Origin of the sequence: Gracilimonas sp. (genome assembly GCF_031581265.1) — a bacterium.
Classification (GTDB): domain Bacteria; phylum Bacteroidota; class Rhodothermia; order Balneolales; family Balneolaceae; genus Gracilimonas.
The window spans coordinates 1-22,793 of record NZ_JAVLBQ010000041.1 but is presented as its reverse complement, the minus strand read 5'-3'; the positions used below and the strand labels follow the sequence as shown (position 1 = coordinate 22,793).

The 22,793-nt window shown below is 40.0% G+C and carries 18 protein-coding genes, 1 tRNA gene and 1 pseudogene; 10 read left to right on the top strand and 10 right to left on the bottom strand.

Annotated elements, in window-relative coordinates; genetic code table 11:
• The 5 genes from RI561_RS12345 to truA all read right to left on the bottom strand — a co-directional run.
• A partial coding sequence (locus RI561_RS12345) for a hypothetical protein (RefSeq protein ID WP_395080552.1) occupies positions 1-461 on the bottom strand: 461 nt, incomplete at its 3' end.
• A gap of 472 nt (positions 462-933) precedes the next feature.
• Complete coding sequence (locus RI561_RS12340; RefSeq protein WP_395080551.1) at positions 934-1,665, bottom strand: hypothetical protein; 732 nt, start codon at positions 1,663-1,665, stop codon at positions 934-936.
• Positions 1,658-2,833 (bottom strand): tyrosine-type recombinase/integrase, encoded by a 1,176-nt coding sequence (locus RI561_RS12335; protein WP_395080550.1) that lies wholly within the window; start codon positions 2,831-2,833, stop codon positions 1,658-1,660. The genes RI561_RS12340 and RI561_RS12335 overlap by 8 nt, the downstream gene beginning before the upstream one ends.
• Before the next feature lie 204 nt (positions 2,834-3,037).
• Positions 3,038-3,109: transfer RNA gene (locus RI561_RS12330), tRNA-Asn, on the bottom strand.
• A 70-nt stretch (positions 3,110-3,179) separates the two neighbouring features.
• The gene (truA, locus tag RI561_RS12325) at positions 3,180-3,917 is read right to left on the bottom strand and encodes a tRNA pseudouridine(38-40) synthase TruA (RefSeq protein ID WP_395080549.1); all 738 of its coding nucleotides are present in this window, start codon (positions 3,915-3,917) and stop codon (positions 3,180-3,182) included.
• A 523-nt stretch (positions 3,918-4,440) separates the two neighbouring features.
• Between truA and RI561_RS12320 the strand changes: the two genes are divergently transcribed.
• Both RI561_RS12320 and tnpA read left to right on the top strand, forming a co-directional pair.
• Positions 4,441-5,484 (top strand): GMP reductase, encoded by a 1,044-nt coding sequence (locus tag RI561_RS12320; RefSeq protein WP_395080548.1) that lies wholly within the window; start codon positions 4,441-4,443, stop codon positions 5,482-5,484.
• 209 nt (positions 5,485-5,693) lie between these two features.
• A complete protein-coding gene (gene tnpA, locus RI561_RS12315; RefSeq protein ID WP_395080547.1) occupies positions 5,694-6,128 on the top strand; it encodes an IS200/IS605 family transposase in 435 nt (144 codons plus the stop codon).
• A gap of 107 nt (positions 6,129-6,235) precedes the next feature.
• Here tnpA and RI561_RS12310 read toward each other — a convergent pair whose 3' ends face one another.
• Positions 6,236-6,721 carry a DinB family protein gene (locus RI561_RS12310; protein ID WP_395080546.1) on the bottom strand — a complete coding sequence of 162 codons (486 nt, stop codon included), beginning with the start codon at positions 6,719-6,721 and terminating at the stop codon, positions 6,236-6,238.
• A gap of 280 nt (positions 6,722-7,001) precedes the next feature.
• On the opposite strand from RI561_RS12310, the gene RI561_RS12305 reads away from it, so the two are divergent.
• Entirely contained in the window at positions 7,002-9,458 is a 2,457-nt protein-coding gene (locus tag RI561_RS12305) for a penicillin acylase family protein (protein WP_395080545.1), read from the top strand.
• A gap of 385 nt (positions 9,459-9,843) precedes the next feature.
• Entirely contained in the window at positions 9,844-12,681 is a 2,838-nt protein-coding gene (locus RI561_RS12300) for a M16 family metallopeptidase (protein ID WP_395080544.1), read from the top strand.
• Between the two features lie 108 nt (positions 12,682-12,789).
• Here RI561_RS12300 and RI561_RS12295 read toward each other — a convergent pair whose 3' ends face one another.
• Positions 12,790-13,623 carry a M23 family metallopeptidase gene (locus RI561_RS12295; protein ID WP_395080543.1) on the bottom strand — a complete coding sequence of 278 codons (834 nt, stop codon included), beginning with the start codon at positions 13,621-13,623 and terminating at the stop codon, positions 12,790-12,792.
• A 62-nt stretch (positions 13,624-13,685) separates the two neighbouring features.
• Complete coding sequence (locus tag RI561_RS12290; RefSeq protein WP_395080542.1) at positions 13,686-14,093, bottom strand: RidA family protein; 408 nt, start codon at positions 14,091-14,093, stop codon at positions 13,686-13,688.
• Between the two features lie 217 nt (positions 14,094-14,310).
• Between RI561_RS12290 and RI561_RS12285 the strand changes: the two genes are divergently transcribed.
• The 5 genes and pseudogenes from RI561_RS12285 (at position 14,311) to RI561_RS12265 (ending at position 19,041) form a co-directional block, all read left to right on the top strand.
• A complete protein-coding gene (locus RI561_RS12285) occupies positions 14,311-16,491 on the top strand; it encodes a Tex family protein (RefSeq protein WP_395080541.1) in 2,181 nt (726 codons plus the stop codon).
• A gap of 64 nt (positions 16,492-16,555) precedes the next feature.
• A pseudogene (locus RI561_RS12280) lies at positions 16,556-16,714 on the top strand (RNA-binding transcriptional accessory protein); the annotation flags it as partial.
• Positions 16,715-16,875: 161 nt separating this feature from the next.
• A complete protein-coding gene (locus RI561_RS12275; protein WP_395080540.1) occupies positions 16,876-17,091 on the top strand; it encodes an addiction module protein in 216 nt (71 codons plus the stop codon).
• The gene (locus tag RI561_RS12270; RefSeq protein ID WP_395080539.1) at positions 17,088-17,384 is read left to right on the top strand and encodes a type II toxin-antitoxin system RelE/ParE family toxin; all 297 of its coding nucleotides are present in this window, start codon (positions 17,088-17,090) and stop codon (positions 17,382-17,384) included. The genes RI561_RS12275 and RI561_RS12270 overlap by 4 nt, the downstream gene beginning before the upstream one ends.
• 478 nt (positions 17,385-17,862) lie before the next feature.
• Positions 17,863-19,041 (top strand): aspartate aminotransferase family protein, encoded by a 1,179-nt coding sequence (locus RI561_RS12265; RefSeq protein ID WP_395080538.1) that lies wholly within the window; start codon positions 17,863-17,865, stop codon positions 19,039-19,041.
• Between the two features lie 557 nt (positions 19,042-19,598).
• Here RI561_RS12265 and RI561_RS12260 read toward each other — a convergent pair.
• Positions 19,599-20,765 (bottom strand): anhydro-N-acetylmuramic acid kinase, encoded by a 1,167-nt coding sequence (locus RI561_RS12260; RefSeq protein WP_395080537.1) that lies wholly within the window; start codon positions 20,763-20,765, stop codon positions 19,599-19,601.
• A gap of 38 nt (positions 20,766-20,803) precedes the next feature.
• Between RI561_RS12260 and RI561_RS12255 the strand changes: the two genes are divergently transcribed.
• Positions 20,804-21,049, top strand: a complete 246-nt coding sequence (locus RI561_RS12255; protein WP_395080536.1) for a hypothetical protein — start codon at positions 20,804-20,806, stop codon at positions 21,047-21,049.
• Between the two features lie 67 nt (positions 21,050-21,116).
• Here RI561_RS12255 and RI561_RS12250 read toward each other — a convergent pair whose 3' ends face one another.
• Complete coding sequence (locus RI561_RS12250) at positions 21,117-22,277, bottom strand: 6-bladed beta-propeller (protein WP_395080535.1); 1,161 nt, start codon at positions 22,275-22,277, stop codon at positions 21,117-21,119.
• Positions 22,278-22,793 lie beyond the last annotated feature (516 nt).

The window sequence follows — 22,793 nt, the reverse complement described above, 5'->3', positions numbered from 1 at the left end:
GAATCTGATTGCATAAATTTTTTCAACCGTTGAAAGGACATGCTTTCAAGCAGTCTATACCATTCCTGTAATTCCTTCCTAACACCGGATTGTTCTGACTGAATCTTCTCCTTTAGATTCGTTTTTGTTCTTTCGATTACTTCCGGATGTTTTTTTAAAAAATCCATCCATAAACCCGCATCATTCAATGAACGTGCATCTAATACCCTTTTACTCCACTTAATTAGTTTTAGCTTTTCAAGCTTATCTAAAGCTTTGATTACAGTCTTTCTAGATAAACCGGTCATCTCCTCAAAGTCTTTGAGCCGTATCTCTGCTGCATTTAAGTCTGCTCCCACAGTTAATCTATTGATCAGAAGTAAAAGTTTCAGTTCGCTTCCACCAAACTTATCGATGTTAAAAAGAATGGTTTCAATCGTTCTTTCGTAGAAGGTCAAACTTTCAAATCTTTGATTTTCCATGTTATTTCAACCGAAAGATTCTCTCAATTACAACTCTCTCGAAGTATTTCCGGCGACTACCGCCGAATTGTATAGAGGGTATGTAACGAGCGTGGTTTTCATCTAGATTTGATCTATTTAAAATAGTTCGATGATTGAGGCCGGTTAGGTCCTCTACCTCCCTCGCAGTTATGTACTTCTTCTCATTTATTCGATGCTTATTTGAATTAAGAAGTAGATCGATTTTGTTTTCTATCCTTTCAAGTATTATTTCTGACATTGTGATTAGTTTTCATTACTGATTCTAGTTCATCAGCAAATTCAACATTTTTTCATATCATTTAAAGAACTGAAAATACTTATTTTATATAGCTATAAATATAAAAGGTTGGTTTGAAATAGAAAGTTTCCTTTTTAAATAGAAGAGCGGAAATTTAAATAGAAATCAATTATGGTACTTTTTCCACTGTGCGTGAAAACTAACAAGTATTAATCATGGATTTTGTTTCCAAGAGTTAATTCTTGCATTTATAATTGACCATTTATTTAAAATTTTACCTTTATCATAGATCACAGCATATTCTCGTACCCATTCTTTAATCTTCCTCATATTTGGCTTATCTAGCTCACTTATCTTTATTTCATAATTTTCTATATAATATCTGCACGCATCAGCTACACTAAAAAAATCTATTTTAGCCTCATATTTACCAAACGAAGCCAATGATCTTTCGACTTCACTTATAATTTCTAATCTTATTATTGGTTCTGAAAGCTCCAAAAGGCTGTCTAAATACTCTCTTCTTTTAGAGTCATTCATCTTTTGCAGTAATATATTATTCTCAGTAGACTTAGGTTCTCTTCTGATTACCTCTTTAAGAATCTCATCCATCAACAAATTTTTACCGAATTCATGTTTGTATTCATAACATTCTCCAAAGCTGTCATATGTGATAAAATCTAAAAATAAAGATGATTTTCTTTCACGAATCATTTCCTTGAACGTTGTTTTTAGATTGTTAAATGTATCATTATTTAAATCTTTTATATCGTATCCCCTGAATTGATTTCTATAATCTTTACGAATCTGGCTATATATATTTTCGTGTTTAGCTAATACAATTGAAGACTTTTCTAACATTATAGTTTGCCCTAAATACTTATGGTTCAAACTAAGTGTAAGTATAGAATCCAATATTAAATGTTTAATATTTTGATTATCCATCGATTCCTTTTACAGCATTCGTAATATTGTTACTATTTAAATGTTCATAAATCATCGTCGTACTTAAAGAAGCGTGTCCCATAATTTTCTGAACCACAACAGGCGATACCCCCTTCGCAAGTAAATCGGTAGCACACGAATGTCTTAAGCCATGTAAAGTTACGGTATCCGAGACTTTATCCGTCTTTTTTACAAATTTCTTAAATGATTTGGATAATGCCAATGGGTCCATCTTATGCCATCTGTCGGAACCTGTAGCGCTTGGAAATACATAACCATCGGCAGGTTCACCTTGATCTTTATGCCACTCCACGAGCCATGGATAAAGGGGTTTTCTTATGGGTATAACACGTTCCTTCCCGGATTTTGTAGTATTTTTATTTCTATTGGTAATAAATATGTGTCCATACTCTTCTTTAGAATGTTTATGCTCAATTTTAACATCACTCCAGGTAAGATTAACTGCCTCTTTTGCGCGAAGACCACAATAATAAATAGTATTAATCATCGGCTTAAACCATAATCGTTGTTGTTCCGGTTTTGTAACGTACCCTTTTTGCTCCATTCTTTTGCAATATATATCAAAGACTTCAAATAGCTTATCTAACTCTTCTCTGCTAACCGTTTTCTGAGTAATCTTTTGAGGAGGACTCTGTGCTTTTATTTCCTTGGTGAAGTCTTCTTTGATAATACCTTCCTTTTTCAGCCATTTAAAAAAAACTTTCAAATTGCGCAGGTAATTCTTCTTGGAAGAAGCGGATAAATGGGGTTTAAAGCAGAAATCACGGACATCGTCTTCGATAATCTGGGTTACCGGCATGGTTCTACCCACTTCATCCATAAACATATCCAGGATTCTACGGTAATGTTTCTTAGTAACTTCATTAGCCTTACTTCGTTTATTTAAAAATTCTACCGTCGCCCTTTCCATTGGAATATGCTTCCCGGATAATTTACTTCTCTTTTTCTGTGCTTCCATTTTTGGAGTCCATCCATTAAACGGATCAATCTCTCCTCTTTCAAATTGATCTTCGTACTTAATAAGCAATTTCTCTGCTTCTCTTTTGAGTGAGGTTCCCAAACTCAAAGCTTTCCTTTTTCGCTTTCCCTGAACTTTGGTAAAAAATCTTATGTAGTACGTTCCGTTTCTTTTTTTGAGACTAGCCATAGCTTTTGAAGATTTATCTGATGGTGTGTGGGACAGTGTAAAAATGTACCCACTTTTGTACCCACTAATTACGTAAAACGTGCTGTAAAATGAAAATCCTTCATTTTCATATTTAGTGGAAATAGAAACAGAAAAGCATAAAAAAAGCCCCTAAGCGTGTGCTGAGAGGCTTTTTTAAAGCATTTATTTTATAAAAAATATGTGCTCCCCGGGTAGGATTCGAACCTACGACCAATTGATTAACAGTCAACTGCTCTGCCACTGAGCTACCGAGGAATGTCAGTGTGTTACCCTGTTTGAGGGGCGACAAAGATAACTACTTATTCTAACTACTTTCAACAATTTTTTAAACTTTTTTGTAGAAAATTTTCTCCAATATTAAACCCTTTGCCGGGGCTGTATGCGTGGGGCGTTTTAAAGATGGATTTTCCAATATTTCCCTGAATTCTGGTATCGACTTTTTCCCTTGTCCAACATGAACCATCGTTCCCACCAAACGACGAACCATATTTCTCAAAAAACGATTAGCGCGAATCCGATACCGGATCACTTCCCCATCAAATTCAAATTTAGAATCATGAATTTCACATAGTGTGGTCCAATTATCTTCATTAAATTTTGAGAAACCATTGAAATCAAATTCTCCCTTCAACAGATCAGCGCATTCTTTCAGTTGATCCTTATCCACGGGCTGGTAAATTGACCATGCGTAGCGGTGCATAATTGGGATGTTTCTTGTGGTGATGGTGTACTCGTACTGACGGGCAATTGCATCGAATCGCGCATGGAAATCATCATGAACCGGCTCTATATGGGCAACCTCTATTTCTTCACCTACGATCTTATTCACCCCATTTAGTAATTTTTCAAGATCAGTTGCATCCGGCAAATCAACGTGGGCCACTTGCCCCTTTGCATGTACTCCGGCATCGGTTCGCCCCTGTCCTATCAAATCTATTTCTTGCTGAAGAACCGTTGAAAAAGCTTCTTCCAGCGTTCCCTCTACGGTGATATCATCCGGTTGAATTTGCCAACCGCTGAAATTAGTACCGTCGTATTCAATAATAAGTTTATATCGGGGCATTACTTTTTTGAAGAAAGATAAAGAACCCTAAAGGTTTTCACAGGCTAATCTTGTGAAATTGTTCTGCACTTCTTCCATATGGTTTCAATTTTATCTCATCTTCACCACCTGCCTTCGCAAAACCTTGAAACCTGAGTTCGATTTATATTGATATAAAAATGGCTGAAGTTGTCACTCTGAGCGCATCATGATTTTCAAATACTTCCCGTGTTTAACGCGAAGAGTCTCATAAGTTTATTAACATCACTGGTATTTAAGGATTTGAGATCCTTCGCGTTAAACAACTAATTTTAATAACTTATTTTAAGCGCTCAGGATGACAATTTCTTGATGTTTATGAATGAACTCAGGCTTAAAAAATGTGCTTTTGTAAGGAAATTAAGCATACCCCACTAACAATTCTCTCATGGTCACCCATCACCCCGTCCGAAAACAAATATCCCATCTTCAAATTTGATAGCTTTTTTTGCACCTTAAGGACAGACAATTCAACATTTAAAATTCATCAATTTAACACTTCCAAATGCGCATAGAATTAGATATCAAACTTGGTTTTAAAAATGTGATGATTCGTCCCAAACGCTCTACCCTAAAGTCTCGGGCAGATGTATCACTGGAACGAACCTTCAAATTCCTTCATGCCAAAAAAAACTGGACGGGCGTCCCTGTGATGGCGGCAAATATGGATACCACCGGAACTTTTGAAATGGCTAAAGCACTGGCTGAGCATAAAATGTTTACCGTCATTCACAAGCATTATTCCATAGAGGAGTGGAAAGAATTCATGAAAAATGCCCCTGATGGTATCACCGAAAATATTGCAGTCAGTACCGGAACCGGGAAATCGGATATGGAAAAGCTGGACGAAATCATGAATGAGTTTCCAAGCCTTCGTTTTATCTGTATTGATGTGGCCAATGGATATTCCGAGCATTTTGTACAATTTGTAAAACGCGTTCGGGATAAATATCCTACGCAGGTTATCATGGCCGGTAATGTGGTAACCGGGGAAATGGTGGAGGAATTACTTTTAGCCGGAGCGGACATCATCAAAGTGGGTATCGGGCCGGGTTCGGTCTGCACTACCCGACTTAAAACCGGGGTTGGATTTCCTCAGCTCTCTGCCATCATTGAATGTGCGGATGCGGCGCATGGTCTCGGCGGACAAATTATCTCGGATGGCGGATGTAAATCTCCCGGAGATGTTGCCAAAGCCTTTGGCGGTGGAGCTGATTTCGTAATGCTTGGCGGCATGTTTTCGGGACACACAGAGAGTGGCGGTGAATTGGTTGATGAAGATGGCGAAAAATTCAAACTTTTTTATGGAATGAGTTCCGAGAAAGCCATGGAAAAATATTCGGGCGGAGTGGCAGAATATCGTGCTTCTGAAGGAAAAGTGGTGAAGGTGCCCTATCGCGGACCTGTAGAAGATACGGTGCAGGATATTTTGGGTGGTGTCCGTTCAACTTGTACCTACGTGGGTGCCAAAAAGCTTAAAGAGCTTACCAAAAGAACTACCTTTATTCGTGTTCAGGAACAATTGAATGAGATGTTTGAGGGGGATTAGAATATCAAACGGCGAAAATGAACGGGTTTTTCAGGAGACCATGGATGACCTCGCTGGTTTACAGGAAACGATCGTTTTCAATAGTACCATCAATCCACAAAAAAATATATACCTGTACACGAGTGGAGTGTTTCAACCCTTCATAAAAATTTTGTAAGGAATTGGATTTAAAACGCTCTTACCTATAAGCGTAAATAAATTCATTACCGATGCCTAAAACATTCAATTCAATCTGGGTACATATTGTATTTCGAACAAAATTGAGCAGACCCTATCTATCATGGGAAATTCGAAATGAGGTTTGTGAATACATAAAAACCCACGGAAACTTAAAGGGATACAATATTGATACTGTAAATGGAGTAAAAGACCACCTTCATCTTCTACTTCGAATCAAAACTACCCAAACAGTAGCTGAAGCTGTTCAATGGATCAAAGGAGCATCATCCAGATGGTTGAATCAGAAATATAACTGGAAAGATGGATTTGCCTGGCAGGAAGGCTATGGAGTATTTTCTGTAAGTCTTCATGATATAAAAATGATTCGCAATTATATCTATAAACAAGAAAAACATCATAAAGAAAATTCCTTTGTAGACAGATTTGAATATGTACCAAAACCACAGAAGCGAGGTCATGAATGACCTCGCTGGTGTACTGGACCAAATTGTTTTCCTTGGTAGCATCATGCCATGATCAAAATTTAATCCGGTACACAAACGAAGGGTTTAAACCCTTCGCTAAAAGAGTTTTAATCCTCTCCCCCATTCAACAACCGAAAAATTATAGCCAACTGCCCGGTGTGGTATGTATTATGCTGTAATACAAGCAATGCTTCTCTTAAAAAAGAATGCTCTTCACCACCGGCAACGGGAGCGTTAAGTCCGTTTGATTCATCCAGGATAAGGTTCATCAATTCATCCCGTTCTTTGAAGAATGATTCTTTGAGCTCTCCCCACTCTTCTTCCGATTCCGGCTCCGCTTCCACCGGCCAATATTCCTCCGGCCATTTTTTGGCTTCGTAATATGTATTCCGGCAGTAATCCAGCAGGTCATATTGCGCAACCCTGATATGAAAAAACTGCTCAAAAAATGAATATGGGAGTCCAGCCGGACGTTTACCCAAATCTTCAAATTCCACTTCTTCCAGCAGATCTTCAATCTTAAGAAAAGCCTGCCCGCCTTCCAATTGCTGTACAATCTGTTCTCTTGTTGCTCGGTGTGAATTTACTTCCATGGGTTTTTAGTTTTTTTTGATTCACTTGCTAAATAAGAGTTAGCTAGGAATCATTCAAAATAAGATTATATAATTATTGAGGCCATAAATGACCTCACTGGTGTACTTAAATACAATGATTATCTCTCATTGACTTGTACCTAAGAATCTTCTTGCCATCCTGTACACCAGCGAAGGGTTTCAACCCTTCACTGAAAACCCTTCACCCAAAAAATTCCCCCATTTTTCTCCCCCTAAGATTACGTAAATTTCAGGCTGAATTAATCTCCAAATAGTTGCTATGAATACCTTCATTAAACTGCTTATTTTCTTCCTGATCCTGATTCTTGGTTTTGCCGGATTAGCTTTCTACTGGACCTTCTACAAACCCCTGCCCGACTATGATTCTTCTATTGTACTCAGTGATCTGAATGAACCGGTGGATATCTACTGGGATGAATTTGGGGTTCCTCATATCTATGCCAACAATGAGTCGGATTTATATTATGCTTTGGGATACGTGCATGCTCAAGATCGGCTTTGGCAAATGACAGTCACCCAAATTGCAGCTGAAGGCCGATTCGCTGAATTTTTTGGGGATGATGAAGAGCTCATAAATCTGGATAAATATCAGCGCACATTGGGTATTTGGAAAACCGCCAAGCAGCTGACAGATAGCCTTGGCCAAAACGAACGAAATATTTTAGAAGCTTACTCGAAAGGGGTGAATGCTTTTATCAATAGCAACAAAAACCGATTACCGGTTGAATTTTCTTTGGCTGAAATTGATCCGATTGAGTGGACACCAAGTCACTCTGTGGCTGTAAGCAGGCTGATGGCTTGGGAGCTGAATATGGGATGGTGGAGTGAAGTGACTTATCAATATTTGAAAGAGAATTTACCGGCCAATCAGTTTGAACAGCTCCAGCTACGCTTCCCTGACGATGCCCCTACCTCACTGAATGATGAACAATCATTAGGATACTCTTCTGCATTAATGCCTATCCTTAAACAAGAAATTAACAGACGCAAATTACTTGAAATGGAAGGAACGCATGTGGGAAGCAACGCCTGGGTGGTGGATGGCTCCAAAACAGAATCCGGCTTTCCCATGTTGGCCGGAGATCCTCATCTTGGCTTGGATATGCCGGGAAAATGGTATGAAGTGCATCTTAATCTGGATAACAAAAATATATCCGGAGCTACTTTAGCAGGGGTACCGGCAGTCATCATCGGCCAAAATGATCATATGGCATGGAGTTTTACCAGCATGATGAGCGACGACACCGATTTCTTCCTCGAACAACAAGACCCGGAAGATCGGGGACGTTATGTGGTTGATTCTCTCGAAAATGGAGATGTAGAATTTGAACAATTTGAACGAGTTCGTGAGATCATCAAAGTAAAAGACGGTGATGATCAGTCTTTTGAAGTTCGCTACACTAAACATGGCCCTGTTATTTCAGATATCTATCCCGTTGAAGAACTTACAGAAGACAGACTCATTTCCATGCAATGGACCGGCTATGAAATCACCAATGAAATTAAGACGCTTTACGAAATTAACTGGGCTGAAAATTTCCAGGATTTCAAAGATGCCCTCCCCTATTTTGGTGTTCCCGGCTTAAATTTTATGTATGCGGATGTTGAGAATAACATTGCCATGTATTCGGTGGCCAAGCTCCCGATTAGAACCGGAGATCCTGTTACCATGAGAAAAGGTTGGAATCCTACAGATGATTGGGAAGGTTTTATTCCACATGAACAAATGCCCCGAGTTATCAATCCCGAAACCGGGTGGATCGCCAATGCCAATAATAAAATCACCACTGATAGCTACCCCTACTACCTGGCAACGTTTTGGGAACCGCCATCCAGAATTGAGCGAATTGAGGAAATCCTTACAAACCCTGAACCTTTCAACTATGACAGCTTTGCTGAATTACAAAACGATTCTTACTCAAACTTTGCTGCCAAGCTCACCCCGCAAATACTTAGTATCATCAACAATCAGGAAGAATATGACTTTGAGCTGCCGGTCTCCTATCTCGAAAACTGGAATTATAATTATAGCTTAAATTCTACTGCGGCATCTATCTTCGACAGCTTCCTACTCAACTTCACTAAAAACACACTGCAGGATGATTTTGGTGAAGTGGCTTACAGTAATTTCATCCATCACGAAAATATTCCGGTCCGAACCATGACTTCACTTATGGATTCTGAAAGCTCGTTATTCGATGATATTACCACAGAAGTCGTTGAAGACAAGGAGGATATCGTGCTAAAAAGTATGCAGGATGCCATCTTATTTCTAAGTGACTCACTGGGTAGCGAACCCTATGAATGGAGATGGGAACAATTGCATACCATCACGTTTGAACCACCGCTTTTTAGTCAGGCAGCGAAAGCCCCTGAAGCTTCAACCTCCCTGAAAATGATTGTAGAAAATGTTTTGAGTAAGGGACCGTATGAGGTTGTCAGCCATGGTATGAGCGTGAATAATGGCCAATACCGATGGGAAAATCCCTTTGAAATGGTATTGGGTCCTTCCATCCGACGTCTTTCAGACCTCTCCGATATGAGCAAAAGTAAAAGTGTGCTACCAACCGGACAATCCGGAAATCCCCTTTCCGATTATTTTGGTGATCAAACCGAAATGTGGTTGAGTGGAGAATATAGATGGCTATATCAAGATTCTACGGCACTATTTCAGGAATCTGATGTAAGAAAAATGCGGATAATGCCGGGTAATTAACAGCGGAACTAAAACCTATTTTTTGCCCCATTTACTATCTGATTGGCAGATTGGTAACTTGATACTGCTAATTCCATAACCTTTGATGTTTTTTTACGGCTCAGCGAGCCGTGGTACGAGTGGAGAATATCCAATAATCAGTGCAATCCCTAAATCCACCTAATCCGTGCTTCTACAACACGAAATCTTCTATCGCATCAAATTTCCATAGCAACTCAATAGCTCAAGAAGGCGTCTTATTCCCTATGTATAGGGGAGAAACAAAGAGGGGTGCTGAATTTGAGCGACTAAACCAATTTGAAGATTGCCAAAACTGCAAAAACATTTACAAACCCCTATCTCCTGCGCTGTTATATTTGGCGAAAACATAAATCACATTTCCATTATGAAATCACGCATTCTACCTTTCTTCTTCTCGCTTCTTATAGGAGCTTTTATAGTCTCCTCATGCGCTCAACAGCAAACCGAGTTTTCAGTTGATTACGAAAAATTTACGCTCGATAACGGACTGGAAGTTATTTTCCATAAAGATGATTCCGATCCTGTAACTGCTGTTGCCCTCACTTTTCACGTAGGATCTTCCCGTGAAATTGAAGGACGGACCGGTTTTGCTCACTTGTTTGAGCATTTACTTTTTTTAGAATCTGAAAACCTCCGTAAAGGTGGGTTGGATAAAATGAGCTCTCGCATTGGGGGTTCTGGCGCCAACGGTTCTACCAGTCGGGATCGCACAAACTACTTTCAAACGGTCCCTAATGATGCTCTGGAAAAAATGATCTGGGCGGAAGCTGATAAATTGGGCTTTTTTATCAATACCGTAACGGAAGCCGTTCTTGCCAAAGAAAAACAAGTCGTGAAAAATGAAAAGCGTCAGGGCGTGGATAATCAGCCTTATGGTCATGCAAGTTATGTTGTGGACAAAAACTTATATCCTGAAGGACACCCATACAGCTGGCAGGTTATTGGATCACTGGAAGATCTCCAAAATGCTACGCTTCAGGATGTGAAAGATTTTTATAACAAATGGTACGTACCGAATAATGCTACCCTGGTAATTGCCGGTGATTTCGATTCGGATCAAGCCAAAGAATGGGTTCATAAATACTTTGATGAAATTCCACGTGGAGAAGAAATTGAACCTCTGGCAAATCAGCCTGCTTCCCTCGATGAAACCAAGAAATTATACTACGAGGATAACTTCGCGCGACTTCCTGAACTTCGAATGGTATGGCCCGGTGTCGATTTATATCATGAAGATGCTTATGCCCTCGATATTCTCACTCAACTTCTTTCAGATGGCAAAAAGGCTCCTTTGTATAAAGTATTGGTAGAAGAGCAGGAATTAACTTCTAATGTGTTCATGAGGAGCGGAAATTCCGAAATTGCAGGGGAGATTTCGCTCATTACCCGCGCCTATCCCGGTACAGACTTAAATGACGTGGAAGCTGCGATCAACGAGGCCTTTACAAGATTCGAGGAAGAGAGTTTTACCGATGAAGATCTCCAGCGCATTAAAGCCGGTATTGAGACCAATTTTTATAACGGTCTTTCCAGTGTATTAGGAAAAGCATTTCAATTGGCGCAGTATAATATTTTTGCTGATAGTCCCGGATATATCAATGAAGATATCCAGAAAACGCTTGCTGTTACCAAAGAAGATGTCATGCGCGTGTACCGACAGTACATCAAAGGACAGCATTTTGTAGCAACCAGCTTTGTGCCACAAGGACAATCTGATCTCGTACTTGAGGGATCTGAATTAGCAGAAGTTGTTGAAGAAGAAATAGTAGCCAATGCTGAAGGGGAGCAGTTTGAAATTCCTGAAGAAACAGAATATGAGCGCACTCCCTCCAGTTTTGATCGTACCGTTGAACCACCTTATGGTGAAAGTCCTACCCCTGCTATTCCGGACGTGTGGGAAGCAGAACTAGCCAACGGACTTCAAATCTACGGAATCGAAAATGATGAACTTCCGCTGGTGGAGTTTGAGATCACCTTAGAAGGAGGCCTCCTACTGGAAGATCCTGCAAAAGTTGGGGTTTCAAACCTCATGGCAGATTTAATGACCAAAGGCACCGCCAATAAAACCCCGGAAGAACTGGAGGAATCTATTGACTTATTAGGAGCAAATATTAGCGTGAACGCGGGCCGACAGTCACTGACTATTCGTGGAAATTCCCTGGCTCGTAATTATGAAGAGACTATGGCCTTGGTTGAGGAAATTATGCTGGAGCCTCGATGGGATGAGCGTGAGTTTGAACTCGCAAAGCAAAGTACACTCAGCCAGATAACCCAACAAAGTGCAAACCCAAATAGCATCGCCTCTAATACTTATAACAAATTATTATACGGGGAAGATCACATACTTTCTTACAATCCCAACGGCACCACTACAACTGTAGAAAATATCACGCTGGATGATCTTAAAGCCTACTACAATAACTACTTCTCTCCTGCTGTTGCTGATATGCATGTGGTGGGAGCTATCAATAAAGCTGGTATCGTAGAATCGCTGGAAGGCCTGAACAGTCGATGGGAAAATAAACCTGTTGAAATCCCTGAATTTGAGACCCCGGATGCGCCTGAGTCTTCAACCGTTTATTTTTATGATGTTCCCGGTGCCAAACAATCCGTACTGCGTTTTGGCTACTTAGCTATGCCGGAAACCCATCCTGATTTCTATAAAGCCAACATCATGAATTACAAGCTTGGAGGTGGTGGATTTGCTTCTCGTTTGACACAGGAATTACGTGAAGGCAAAGGTTATACTTATGGTATCGGCTCCGGATTCTCCGGTTCTGATATGGCCGGACCTTTTACCATCTCAAGTGGAGTACGTACCAATGTGACGTATGAATCAGCTGCTTTAGTGAAGGAAATTCTTGAACAATATCCCGAAACTTTTACTGATCAGGATCTCGAAAATACGAAAAGCTATCTCATCAAAAGCTCAGCCCGACAGTTTGAGACCTCCGGTTCAAAACTGAACATGTTAGCCAATATCAGCAGCTATGGATGGTCTCCTGATTATGTGCGTGAACGCCAAAAGACTGTTCGAAATATCACTAAGGAAGAAATTCAGGAACTGGCCCGCGAATATGCCAATCCTGATAAAATGATTTGGCTGGTTGTCGGTGATGCCGAAACGCAAATGGATCGCTTAGAACAGCTTGGATTTGGTGAGCCGGTTTTAGTTAATGAATATTTTGAGGAGGGGAATTAGTGGGGTAGGTTTTAGGTGTTAGGTTTTAGAGGTGAGACAATTAGATTTCAGTACTTTATCCTTTTTAATCTAATACCTAACACCTCACAACTAAAACCTAATTTCTACTCAATATCCGATATAGTTTTCCCCTTCTTCCAAAAGCTGAATGCCATTTTTGGTAGCAAATTTTATGGGGATGGAAATAAAGCCTCCACCTCTTTTTGCTTTTTTAACTACGAAATGAAGATGCGGTCCGGTCGAAAAGCCGGTATTACCGGAATAGCCAATAACCTGTCCTGAGCGTACATTTTGCCCAACCCTCACTTCCACTCCTTGATATTTTAGGTGCGCATAGTCTGCAAACGTCCCATCACGATGCATAATGGTTACATAATTAGCAGAGTCCATAAAATCTTCGGTGGGACCTCCTTCGGTATTTGAATCTTCAATATCTACCACTAACCCACCCCGTGCTGCATAGACAGGAGTTCCTTCCTGCATATCGAAATCCAGGGAGTGCCGAAGGTCTCCGGTGTGCGAAAAATCTCCGCCAAAACCTTGCAATACACGAACTGATTTTCCTCTTTCTATGGGTAATCTGTAGCTGAAACGGGAATTATGTTGTGCGTGAATATCCCCCATATAAAACCGATAGCGATATTTATACCCAGAAGCCTCACCTTTAGTAACTGTTTCAAGCTCTACTATTTCCTTACTGGATTTTGGGGATAATATCTCAGTAAAAGGAAGGCTTTTATTCGCCTCCATATTATCCAGGTCAACTTCAAATTCTATGGTCACCGGGTAAATATTCGTGTTGATTGCGTTCAATATTACTTTTCCCTCTCGCTCAACCTTTCTGATTTCTACCGAATTACTGTCCTGAAAACCAAAGCATAAACAAGCAAGTACAAGAATTAAAAGCGAATTAGCCCTGCTATTTGAAAAAGTTATGCTCATTTATTTGTCCAATTGAACATTTGCCGGTTTTGGAGGAATTCTAATATCATATGATAAAGAAATCAGTCCAAACTTTTGTTATTGTCAGAACCAATGATAGCATCCACCTCAATTTCGATTAACAGATCAGGATCAATCAGTTTAGAAACTTCAACCAGTGTAGCGACCGGTTTTATACCTCCCATCACTTCTGCATGTGCCCTTCCAAAGTCTTCCCAATTTTCTATGTTTGTGATAAAAGTCCGGGTCCTGACAACATCTTTAAGTGATGAACCTGCCTGCTTAAGAGCCTTTTCAATATTCCGGAAACACTGAAGTGTCTGTTTGTAAACATCGTTCTTTCCAACAATGGTGCCATTGCTATCTACGGCTGTAGTTCCTGAAACAGCGATGTGATTTCCAATCCTAACCGCCCGGCTATACCCGACTTTATCTTCCCACTCCGTACCGGTTGAAATATTTTGTCTCATTTTAAACGCTCTTCATTTGTGTTAACGAAATTAGAATTTGGCAAATTTACTCAAGTAAAAAAAGTCTAAGTTTAAGTCTTATAAACACTGTGAAAACCTGTTCAATTTCATCCATAATAATTAGCAATAACCACTTCAAAATTTCCTCATTTAAAATTCAACATTTCCATCAACCCTTCTTATTTTCATCGTCCAAATTTTCAAACCAATATCATCAATGAGCGATAACAAAATTTTCAGTTTATTAGCATCCCAACTAAATTTCAGTAGCAAACAGATTAGCACTGTAGCCAAGTTTTTGGATGATGGCGCTACGGTCCCCTTCCTCGCCCGATACCGAAAAGAGGCCACCGATGGTCTTGATGAACAACAAATACGCGCTATCCGAGATGGATTAGAAGCTCAGCGCACTCTCGAATCAAGAAAAGAAACGATCCTGAAATCTATTGAAGAGCAGGATAAGCTAACCGATGAGCTGAAAAAGCAGATCATAAACTGTACCGCCCTTAAGACGCTGGAAGATATTTATCTCCCCTACAAGCAGAAGCGTAAAACCCGCGGCGACAAAGCCAAGGAAAAAGGACTGGAACCGCTTGCGCAACTTATCTGGGAACAAGAAATTACAAAAGGTGCTCCGGTGGAATATGCCCGGGAATACATCAACCCGGATAAAGAAGTGGAAACCGTTGAAGATGCTTTTGATGGTGCTAAAGACATTGTAGCGGAATGGATTAACGAAAGCCTGGAAGTGCGGGAAATGTTGCGAGAGGTTTTTGCCGAACATTCCAATATCACCGCAAAGAAAAATCCTACTGTAAAAGAGCGAACTAATTTTGAGGATTATTACAAATTCTCAGGTAAGGCAAAGAATTTGAAGCCCTACCAAATTTTAGCTCTCAATCGGGGTGAAAAAGAAAACATTCTGTTCGTTAATGTAGAATTGTGGGAAGAAAGAACCCTCGAAATTATTGATGATATCGTAATTGAAAACGATCTGAGCATCTTTACCGAATACCTTCAGGATGCCGTTGAAGATGCCTACAAACGACTCCTCTTCCCTTCATTAGAACGAGAACTCCGAAACGAACTTACCGATAAAGCCGATGCACACGCCATAGAGACTTTTGCTACCAATCTCGGAAATTTACTCATGCAGCCTCCATTGGATAACAAAGTGGTTATGGGAATAGACCCCGCTTTCCGAAGCGGCTGTAAAGTGGCCGTCGTAGATCAGCATGGGAAATATCTGGAAGGAACCACGACCTATCCCACTCCCCCACAAAACAAAGTGGCGGAAGCCGAGGTAGTTTTCGAGCAGTACATCGATAAATATGGAGTGGAACTCATCGCCATTGGAAATGGAACAGCGAGTCGGGAGACCGAGCAAATTATAGCCGAGTTTCTGCAGAAACGAAAAGAGCAGCATCCCGATGAAGAATTGCACTATTTAATTGTGAATGAAGCCGGGGCTTCGGTCTATTCAGCATCAACGGTAGCTCGTGAGGAGTTTCCTGAACTGGATGCTGCACAACGAGGAAATATCTCTATCGCCAGACGTGTACAAGATCCACTGGCAGAATTAGTAAAAATCGACCCAAAGTCCATTGGTGTGGGATTATACCAGCACGATGTCAACCAAAACCAGCTTTCCGGTAAGTTGGATGATGTGGTGGAAAGTTGTGTGAACGAGGTTGGGGTGAATTTGAATATGGCCTCTGCCCCGTTGTTATCTCATATTTCGGGATTAAGCAAGCGTGTGGCTTCCAATATCGTGAAACACCGTGAGGAGAAAGGTATTTTTGTGGATCGTGAACAAATTCGTGAGATTGATGGCGTTGGCGATTTCCGCTTCCAGCAGGCCGCTGGATTCATGCGTATCCCCGAATCCAAAAATCCGCTCGATAATACCGCCATTCACCCCGAGAGTTATGAAGCTGCTGAAAAGCTATGTAACCTGTTCAGTATTAACCTGGAGAATCTATCTGAAGAAAAAGACAAGATTGCCGGTAAATTTAAAGGAGTTAACCTGGAAGAAGTCGCTGAGCAAATCGGCGTAGGAGTGCCAACTTTAGAACTCATCATCGAAAACCTGCAAAAGCCGGGCCGTGACCCTCGGGAATCACTCCCTAAACCCTTACTCCGTACCGATGTCATGAAAATGGAAGATTTAAAAGAAGGTCAAAAGCTGGAAGGAACGGTTCGAAACGTCGTTGATTTCGGTGCTTTTGTCGATATCGGGGTGAAACAGGATGGCTTACTCCACATCTCAAATATGACAGAAAAGAAAAAAGTCGAAGATCCCCATGATGAGGTCAGTGTTGGAGATATTTTGAGCCTTGAGATTATTTCCCTGGATCTGGAACGTGGACGGATTGGGTTAAAGTTGGTGGGTGGATAGTTTCAACCATTTCGAACCGGAGGTTCGAGCAGGCGTTACCAACCAGCGGTTAGGAACGAGAATCACATTAGAGCTCATCATTGAGAACCTCCAGAAACCGGGCCGTGACCCTCGTGAATCACTTCCTAAACCACTACTGCGTACCGATGTCATGAAAATGGAAGATTTGAAAGAAGGCCAAAAGCTGGAAGGAACGGTTCGAAACGTCGTTGATTTCGGTGCTTCGCCTCGTTCCGAACGACCCGTTCGGAATGCCTGCCGGAACCGCCGGTTCCACACTGTTAGCCAAGGCTATCCAAGGTAAATGGTAACAGTAATCACTCCCTCCTCACCTAAATAATTCATCCTTGAAAATCTTTCAAAAAATAGTAGATTAATGATGTTATGAAACCATCAGTAGCCATAGATAAATTATCCTTATCCGAAAAGATCGAACTCATGGAAAAATTGTGGATCGATATCTCTGCTTCCGATGATTACGCTCCACCACAGTGGCACCATGAGGAATTGCAAAAACGAAGAAATGCGGTTAAAGAAGGGAAAGTAAACTACACCGATTGGGAGGAAGCCAAAACGGAGATTCGGGACGAAATTAAATGACTATCCGAATTCTTGAATCGGCTAAGAATGATTTAAAATCGGGATATGAATTCTACGAAAATCAAGCTCCCGGATTAGGAGATTATTTCCTCGACTCACTTTACTCAGATATTGATTCACTGCTAATCTATGCCGGTATTCATGCAATAAGATTTGAGGGTTATCACTGCATGTTCTCCAAGCGTTTTCCTTTTGCAATCTACTATTATGTTGATAAGGATGCCATTTTTTTAGATGCCATTCTTGATTGCAGGCAAAACCCTAAAAAGACAGAAAAAAGACTGGATGATTAATTTTATACTCGTTTATGCTGGATCTGTACCGCGGAAGGATTGGGTTGAAGTTGGTGGGTAGTTAATGGGAAATGGCTGATTTCTAATCGAGATCGTAGTCCCGGCAGGGACGCCCGAATATAGCCCTCGACTTTAGTCGAGGGAATATATCACAAACCATCAAAAATCCCAGAGAGATGACCCACCACAGATATCTGTTGACTCAACTTTGGGTCGTCCCTAACGGGACTTACATCAACTCATGATCCGAAATCCACGGGATGAATCCCGTGGCTATATTCGTTCATCCCTGCGGGATTGCTCGTTTTATAATAAATAGGAATAAAATCCAGCAAATCCCCTAAATCCTAAAAATCATGGTTCACCTTCCTGTATTGAATCATAATTTGCAAGATTTTCATGATTACCATGATTCTGCTTTTTACCTTTCTCTGGCATCAATTCCAATTAACCAATACACCCTTACACCAATAACCAAATGGACAAAGCACAGCAGCTCGAAAAAAAGTATCACTTTCAGGTTTACAATAGAATTCCGGTTACTCTTTCGCACGGTAAAGGGGCCATAGTTTGGGATACGGAAGGCAATGAATATATCGATGCATTTGGCGGACTGGCTGTCAATAACCTGGGGCACTGTCATCCCAAGATCGTAGCGGCCATTAAAGAGCAATCCGAGAAACTGCTGCATGCTTCGAATTTTTTCTATAATGAACCACAGAGTTTACTGGCAGAAAAATTGGTGAAGGTCTCAGGACTGGATCGTGTATTCTTCTGCAATAGCGGTGTGGAAGCCATGGAAGCCTGCGTAAAACTGGCTCGTAAGTGGGGCAAGAAACATGGAAAATCAGGAAATATGATCACCTTAAGTGAGGGATTTCACGGGCGCTCGGTGACCACCATCGCAATGGGAATGCCCAGCTATGCCGAAGGATTTGATCCGCTGCCCCAGGGTTTTGAGCAAGTACCTTTTAATGATTTCGAAGCACTGAAAGAAGCAGCAAACGAAGATACCATCGCCATTGCTTTTGAAACTATTCAAGGTTCCGGCGGGGTGAATGTGATCGATGCTGAATTCATGCAGCAAACACGGCAGCTTTGTGATGATCTAAATATTTTGATGATCATCGACGAAGTGCAATGTGGAGTCGGACGTTCCGGGAAATTTTATGCTTACCAGCACTTTGATGTGATTCCAGATATCGTGGCTACAGCCAAGGCTTTAGCAGGTGGCGTTCCCATCGGAGCTATCATAGCTAAAGAAGACGTGGCTTCTGCTCTTGGCTTTGGTGATCATGGCACGACCTTTGGCGGGAATCCATTTACAACTCATGTCGCCTGTGCGGCCTTGGATGCCATCGAGGAAGAAAATATCGTAGAACAAGCCGCCGAAAAGGGTGAATTCATGATGAACCTGCTGAAAGAAAAATTAGCAAGTAATAGCTCTGTAAAAGATATCCGAGGACTTGGACTGATGATTGGCGTAGAACTCAACCGTCCCGCCCGACCTGTAGTAGATAAAATGTTTGAACATAAAGTCCTTGGTAATGCCGCTCATGGAACGGTCGTGCGATTCTTACCACCTCTTGTTATAACCAAAAAACAAATTGAACGGGTGGTCGAGGTGTTGGTTTTATCTTTGAATCAAACAGCGTAATGGAACTGTGATGGGTGGGATGTTTGTGATGTGCTATGATTTATAGCAGTGTTGACATTATCTATTATCACCTGAACAAACTTCTTACTGGACACAGATGACGCTGATGTTTCCTTGATCAATGAAAAAATATTCGGCCTTAGAAAAAAGAGCGTTAAGAAGATGATGTAATGAAACGTTAAGAAATAAATCATTCCGCATGGTTGTAAAATTATAGGTAAGCCCAGATATGGAGCATTGATTTATTTTAGTGAAATGGAATCAGCTTTAGCTCTTTTTTTGTAGCCGGGAGCTTTTGGTTCTTTTGTCGGCACAAAAGAACAATGAAAATGATTCTGGGAAATAGTTCAAAATAAACCGAGTAGCCGGAACTTCATTGCAAAGACGGATCTTCTATACGAAGTTTAGTGAGTGTTAAGGTGTTGTTTTATCGTTAAATCCGGCTGCGAAATAGAACGCGGATTACGCTGATTCTGCGGATGACTGCTGGAAAAAATGATTTCACGATGCATGACTTAAAACTCATTTTTAATGTTGAATCATAAATTTTGAATTCCTTATCCCGGCAAACTAATCTTCCCAAAATGCACCTTCCCCTCCGTCACCCCGGTAATTGGGAATCCATCTCCGGCTATTAAATCATTCGCAAAAAAAGCCATCATGGCTGATTCTTTGGCATCAGACGGGATTCCAAGCTCATTAAAAGATCGAAAGTTGGCTTGAGAAATTCGCTTCTCCAGATCATTCATTAACACCTTATTATGAATTCCTCCCCCACTCACATAACACTCAAACTCTTGATCGCCAATTAGCTCATCAAAAGCCCGGGAAATACTCTGGGTGGTAATTGCTGTCAGGCTTGCAACCAGATCTTCATGCGTACAGCTTATCCCATGTCCCTTCATCAATTCTTCAACATAGTCTAAACGAAATTCTTCTTGTCCGGTCGTTTTGGGGAACGGCTTTCGGAAATAGGGGTCCAGCAACACATACCGCACCAGTTCAGAATGGACTTTTCCTGAGGCTGCTACATTTCCATCTTTGTCATAGGGTTGATTAAAATATTTCTGCATTGCTTCATTGATCAATGTGTTGGCCGGACCGGTATCTCCTGAAATCACTTTTTCACCGCTATCCTTTGCAGGTAACCAGGTCAGGTTGGCTATGCCTCCCAGGTTCAACAAAAGCCTGTGTTTTGCCTCATCCCTGAAAAGTGCCTCATCGAAGATACCGGCCAATGGAGCTCCCTCTCCACCGGCAGCGGTGTGTTTTTGTCTGAAGTCGGATATTGTGATGATCCCGGTTTTTTGAGCAATATGATCCCCATCAACGATTTGTAAGGTTGCACTGGTCTCGTCTTTGGTTTGAGCCGGAGCATGATACACCGTCTGTCCGTGACTGCCAATCAGATCAATGTCTTCCGCCTCAAATTCCCAATCATTTAAGCATTCTAAAATGACTCCTCCGTAATAATTTCCCAATTCTGAATGAAGGCGAGTTAGTTCTCGGGTATCTGTAGTCACCTGTGATTGAATACCTGCTAAGCGCTTCTGCAACTTCTGGTCATATTCTTTAGTGCGAAACTCCACCACTTCAACATTAGCTTTGGAGCATTTGCAAAGTGCAATATCCAGTCCATCGAGGGAAGTACCGGACATCAAACCTACGACCAGGAGATCCTTTTTTTCTGAAATTTCACAAAGTTTTGCTATGTATTTATTCATAATTTCAAGCTTAACATTTAAGTAAGAACCTACACAAAATGAGTGAACCAACCGAAGACGAAATTAAGGCATTTGTTGAAGATGTTGAATTTTTAGTGCATACGCTGCAAGACCTTTTTGAATCAAGTGATGTGCAGTTTTTCATTGATGAGCACAACGAGATCCTCTATGTGAAGCTGGAGGGGTTAAATGACTATGATGAAAGTGAAATCGAGGAAATTGCTTCACCCGTTCTCGATGAACTTGACCTGGATTTTGAGGAAATCATTTTACTTCCTTTATAGCGTCATTATTATATCTGGCGAATTATAGGAAAGCTTTAACACCTTGGAATAAATAGTGGCGTAAATTTTAAAAGTCTATGTCTAGTTGAAATTTAACTACATGAGTGCTATATCTGTCACCCTCAATATTTAAATAGAAATTATCATCAATATCTTTCCAAGATACATAACGAATTATTTCGTCTTTTTTTGCTTTGTATATCTTACTTGAACCCAAGTAAACTAAATCATTTGAATAGATTTCAGCAAACAAAACATGTTCAAATCCTGTTTCGTAGGGATTCTCCTTCACAACAAAGTTGACTATATAATTATTAGAATCTTTAAAAATCCCAACCGATCTTAATTTCATAATACCCGCTCCTTTTCCATCGGGCCCCGAAGAAGTGACAACATTTTGACCTTGGCCTCTATACTTTTCTCTATTCATTCGAAATTCTTGATAATCTATATCTATAAAAGATTCAGTATCCCATTCTTTACTTTTAAGCTTTTTTTCAAATTTCCATTCACTAGTATTTATTTTTTTAAAAACAAGTATACTCTTATTAAAGATGTAAGGTGAATACAATAAAGTATTTTCATCACTAAATAATATTTCACCTACAAATGTTTTATTAACTAAAGCTGCTGACTTAGATTTATAATTAATCAGTTTATTTATATAACTACGATCCGCAATTGAATAAAGTCTTTCAAAACTTTCCACATCATAAAAGTGAATTAATGAATCTATACCATTATTCTTTCTCATTAATTGCTCTTGAGAATTATAAAATAAAAAAGCGAGTATGTTTTCATTATATTTCTGCATACCCATTGGGGTATTCATAAAACTAGGGTTTATAGAATGAGTTTCAATCTCATCTCCCTCTAAATCAGTAATCAAAAATTGAAAATTTTGTCGATCTGCTATATAGATTCTTTCTGTATCGTTATCTAAATAATAGGAGTATATACTATTAATTTCTGCAGGGCCCCTTCCTGGTCTTATTATTTTCCCAATTAAATCTTCATTTTGATTTAACTTGAATACGGAATTTTGAGTAAAATCAAACAAATAAATATTATTTTCTAAGTCCGTAGCTACACCTTTTAACGAAGCAAGTAGATATTGATCATTCTTATCAGAAATCACTCCCTTTTCATTAAATTTTATTTTACTCTGAGAGTAAATAGAAGAGTTAAATAAAATCAAGTGAAAAATTAATATATATATAATTTTCATTTTGTTATTATTTAGCAACTGGAATAATAATTCCAGTTGCCTATTATTAAAATTCAAATTTATGGATTGTTAATTTCATTCTGGTTCTATTTCCATTTCACAATCTCCACAACATCCACCTGATAAAAAACACCATCCCAAAGGAGAGCTACATTTCTTACCCCCTGCTTGAGTCTCATGACTGTATTCACAACCATAGTAATCACATATATAACAATTTGGAATCGCCGTATTAGCATCTTGATTACTAGCTTGCGTGTAATTAACAATTACAGTGCTTAACAGAAACATTAGAGACAATAGAAGTGTAATTCTACTTTTTTTATATTTATATTTTATCATAACTAATTAATTTTAATGTTCATGAGTTTAATTTAGACCTACATTATAATTGAAATCATTCTTACTCGGGATCGGGATTGCATGGACTTCCAATAAGGTGGCAATAATTTAATTGGTCATCACAGTTTGAACTACCTTTTTGACCTTCGGTTGCTGTTTCACAGTAGTCCCAAT

Coding starts and splice junctions, on each gene's coding strand:
- RI561_RS12265 (WP_395080538.1), top strand. CDS start 17,863: ATGGACAAAGCACAGCAGCTCGAAAAAAAGTATCACTTTCAGGTTTAC.
- RI561_RS12340 (WP_395080551.1), bottom strand. CDS start 1,665: ATGGATAATCAAAATATTAAACATTTAATATTGGATTCTATACTTACA.
- RI561_RS12260 (WP_395080537.1), bottom strand. CDS start 20,765: ATGAATAAATACATAGCAAAACTTTGTGAAATTTCAGAAAAAAAGGAT.
- tnpA (WP_395080547.1), top strand. CDS start 5,694: ATGCCTAAAACATTCAATTCAATCTGGGTACATATTGTATTTCGAACA.
- RI561_RS12250 (WP_395080535.1), bottom strand. CDS start 22,277: ATGAAAATTATATATATATTAATTTTTCACTTGATTTTATTTAACTCT.
- RI561_RS12335 (WP_395080550.1), bottom strand. CDS start 2,833: ATGGCTAGTCTCAAAAAAAGAAACGGAACGTACTACATAAGATTTTTT.
- RI561_RS12275 (WP_395080540.1), top strand. CDS start 16,876: ATGAAACCATCAGTAGCCATAGATAAATTATCCTTATCCGAAAAGATC.
- RI561_RS12305 (WP_395080545.1), top strand. CDS start 7,002: ATGAATACCTTCATTAAACTGCTTATTTTCTTCCTGATCCTGATTCTT.
- RI561_RS12255 (WP_395080536.1), top strand. CDS start 20,804: ATGAGTGAACCAACCGAAGACGAAATTAAGGCATTTGTTGAAGATGTT.
- RI561_RS12300 (WP_395080544.1), top strand. CDS start 9,844: ATGAAATCACGCATTCTACCTTTCTTCTTCTCGCTTCTTATAGGAGCT.
- RI561_RS12295 (WP_395080543.1), bottom strand. CDS start 13,623: ATGAGCATAACTTTTTCAAATAGCAGGGCTAATTCGCTTTTAATTCTT.
- RI561_RS12270 (WP_395080539.1), top strand. CDS start 17,088: ATGACTATCCGAATTCTTGAATCGGCTAAGAATGATTTAAAATCGGGA.
- truA (WP_395080549.1), bottom strand. CDS start 3,917: ATGCCCCGATATAAACTTATTATTGAATACGACGGTACTAATTTCAGC.
- RI561_RS12285 (WP_395080541.1), top strand. CDS start 14,311: ATGAGCGATAACAAAATTTTCAGTTTATTAGCATCCCAACTAAATTTC.
- RI561_RS12290 (WP_395080542.1), bottom strand. CDS start 14,093: ATGAGACAAAATATTTCAACCGGTACGGAGTGGGAAGATAAAGTCGGG.
- RI561_RS12320 (WP_395080548.1), top strand. CDS start 4,441: ATGCGCATAGAATTAGATATCAAACTTGGTTTTAAAAATGTGATGATT.
- RI561_RS12310 (WP_395080546.1), bottom strand. CDS start 6,721: ATGGAAGTAAATTCACACCGAGCAACAAGAGAACAGATTGTACAGCAA.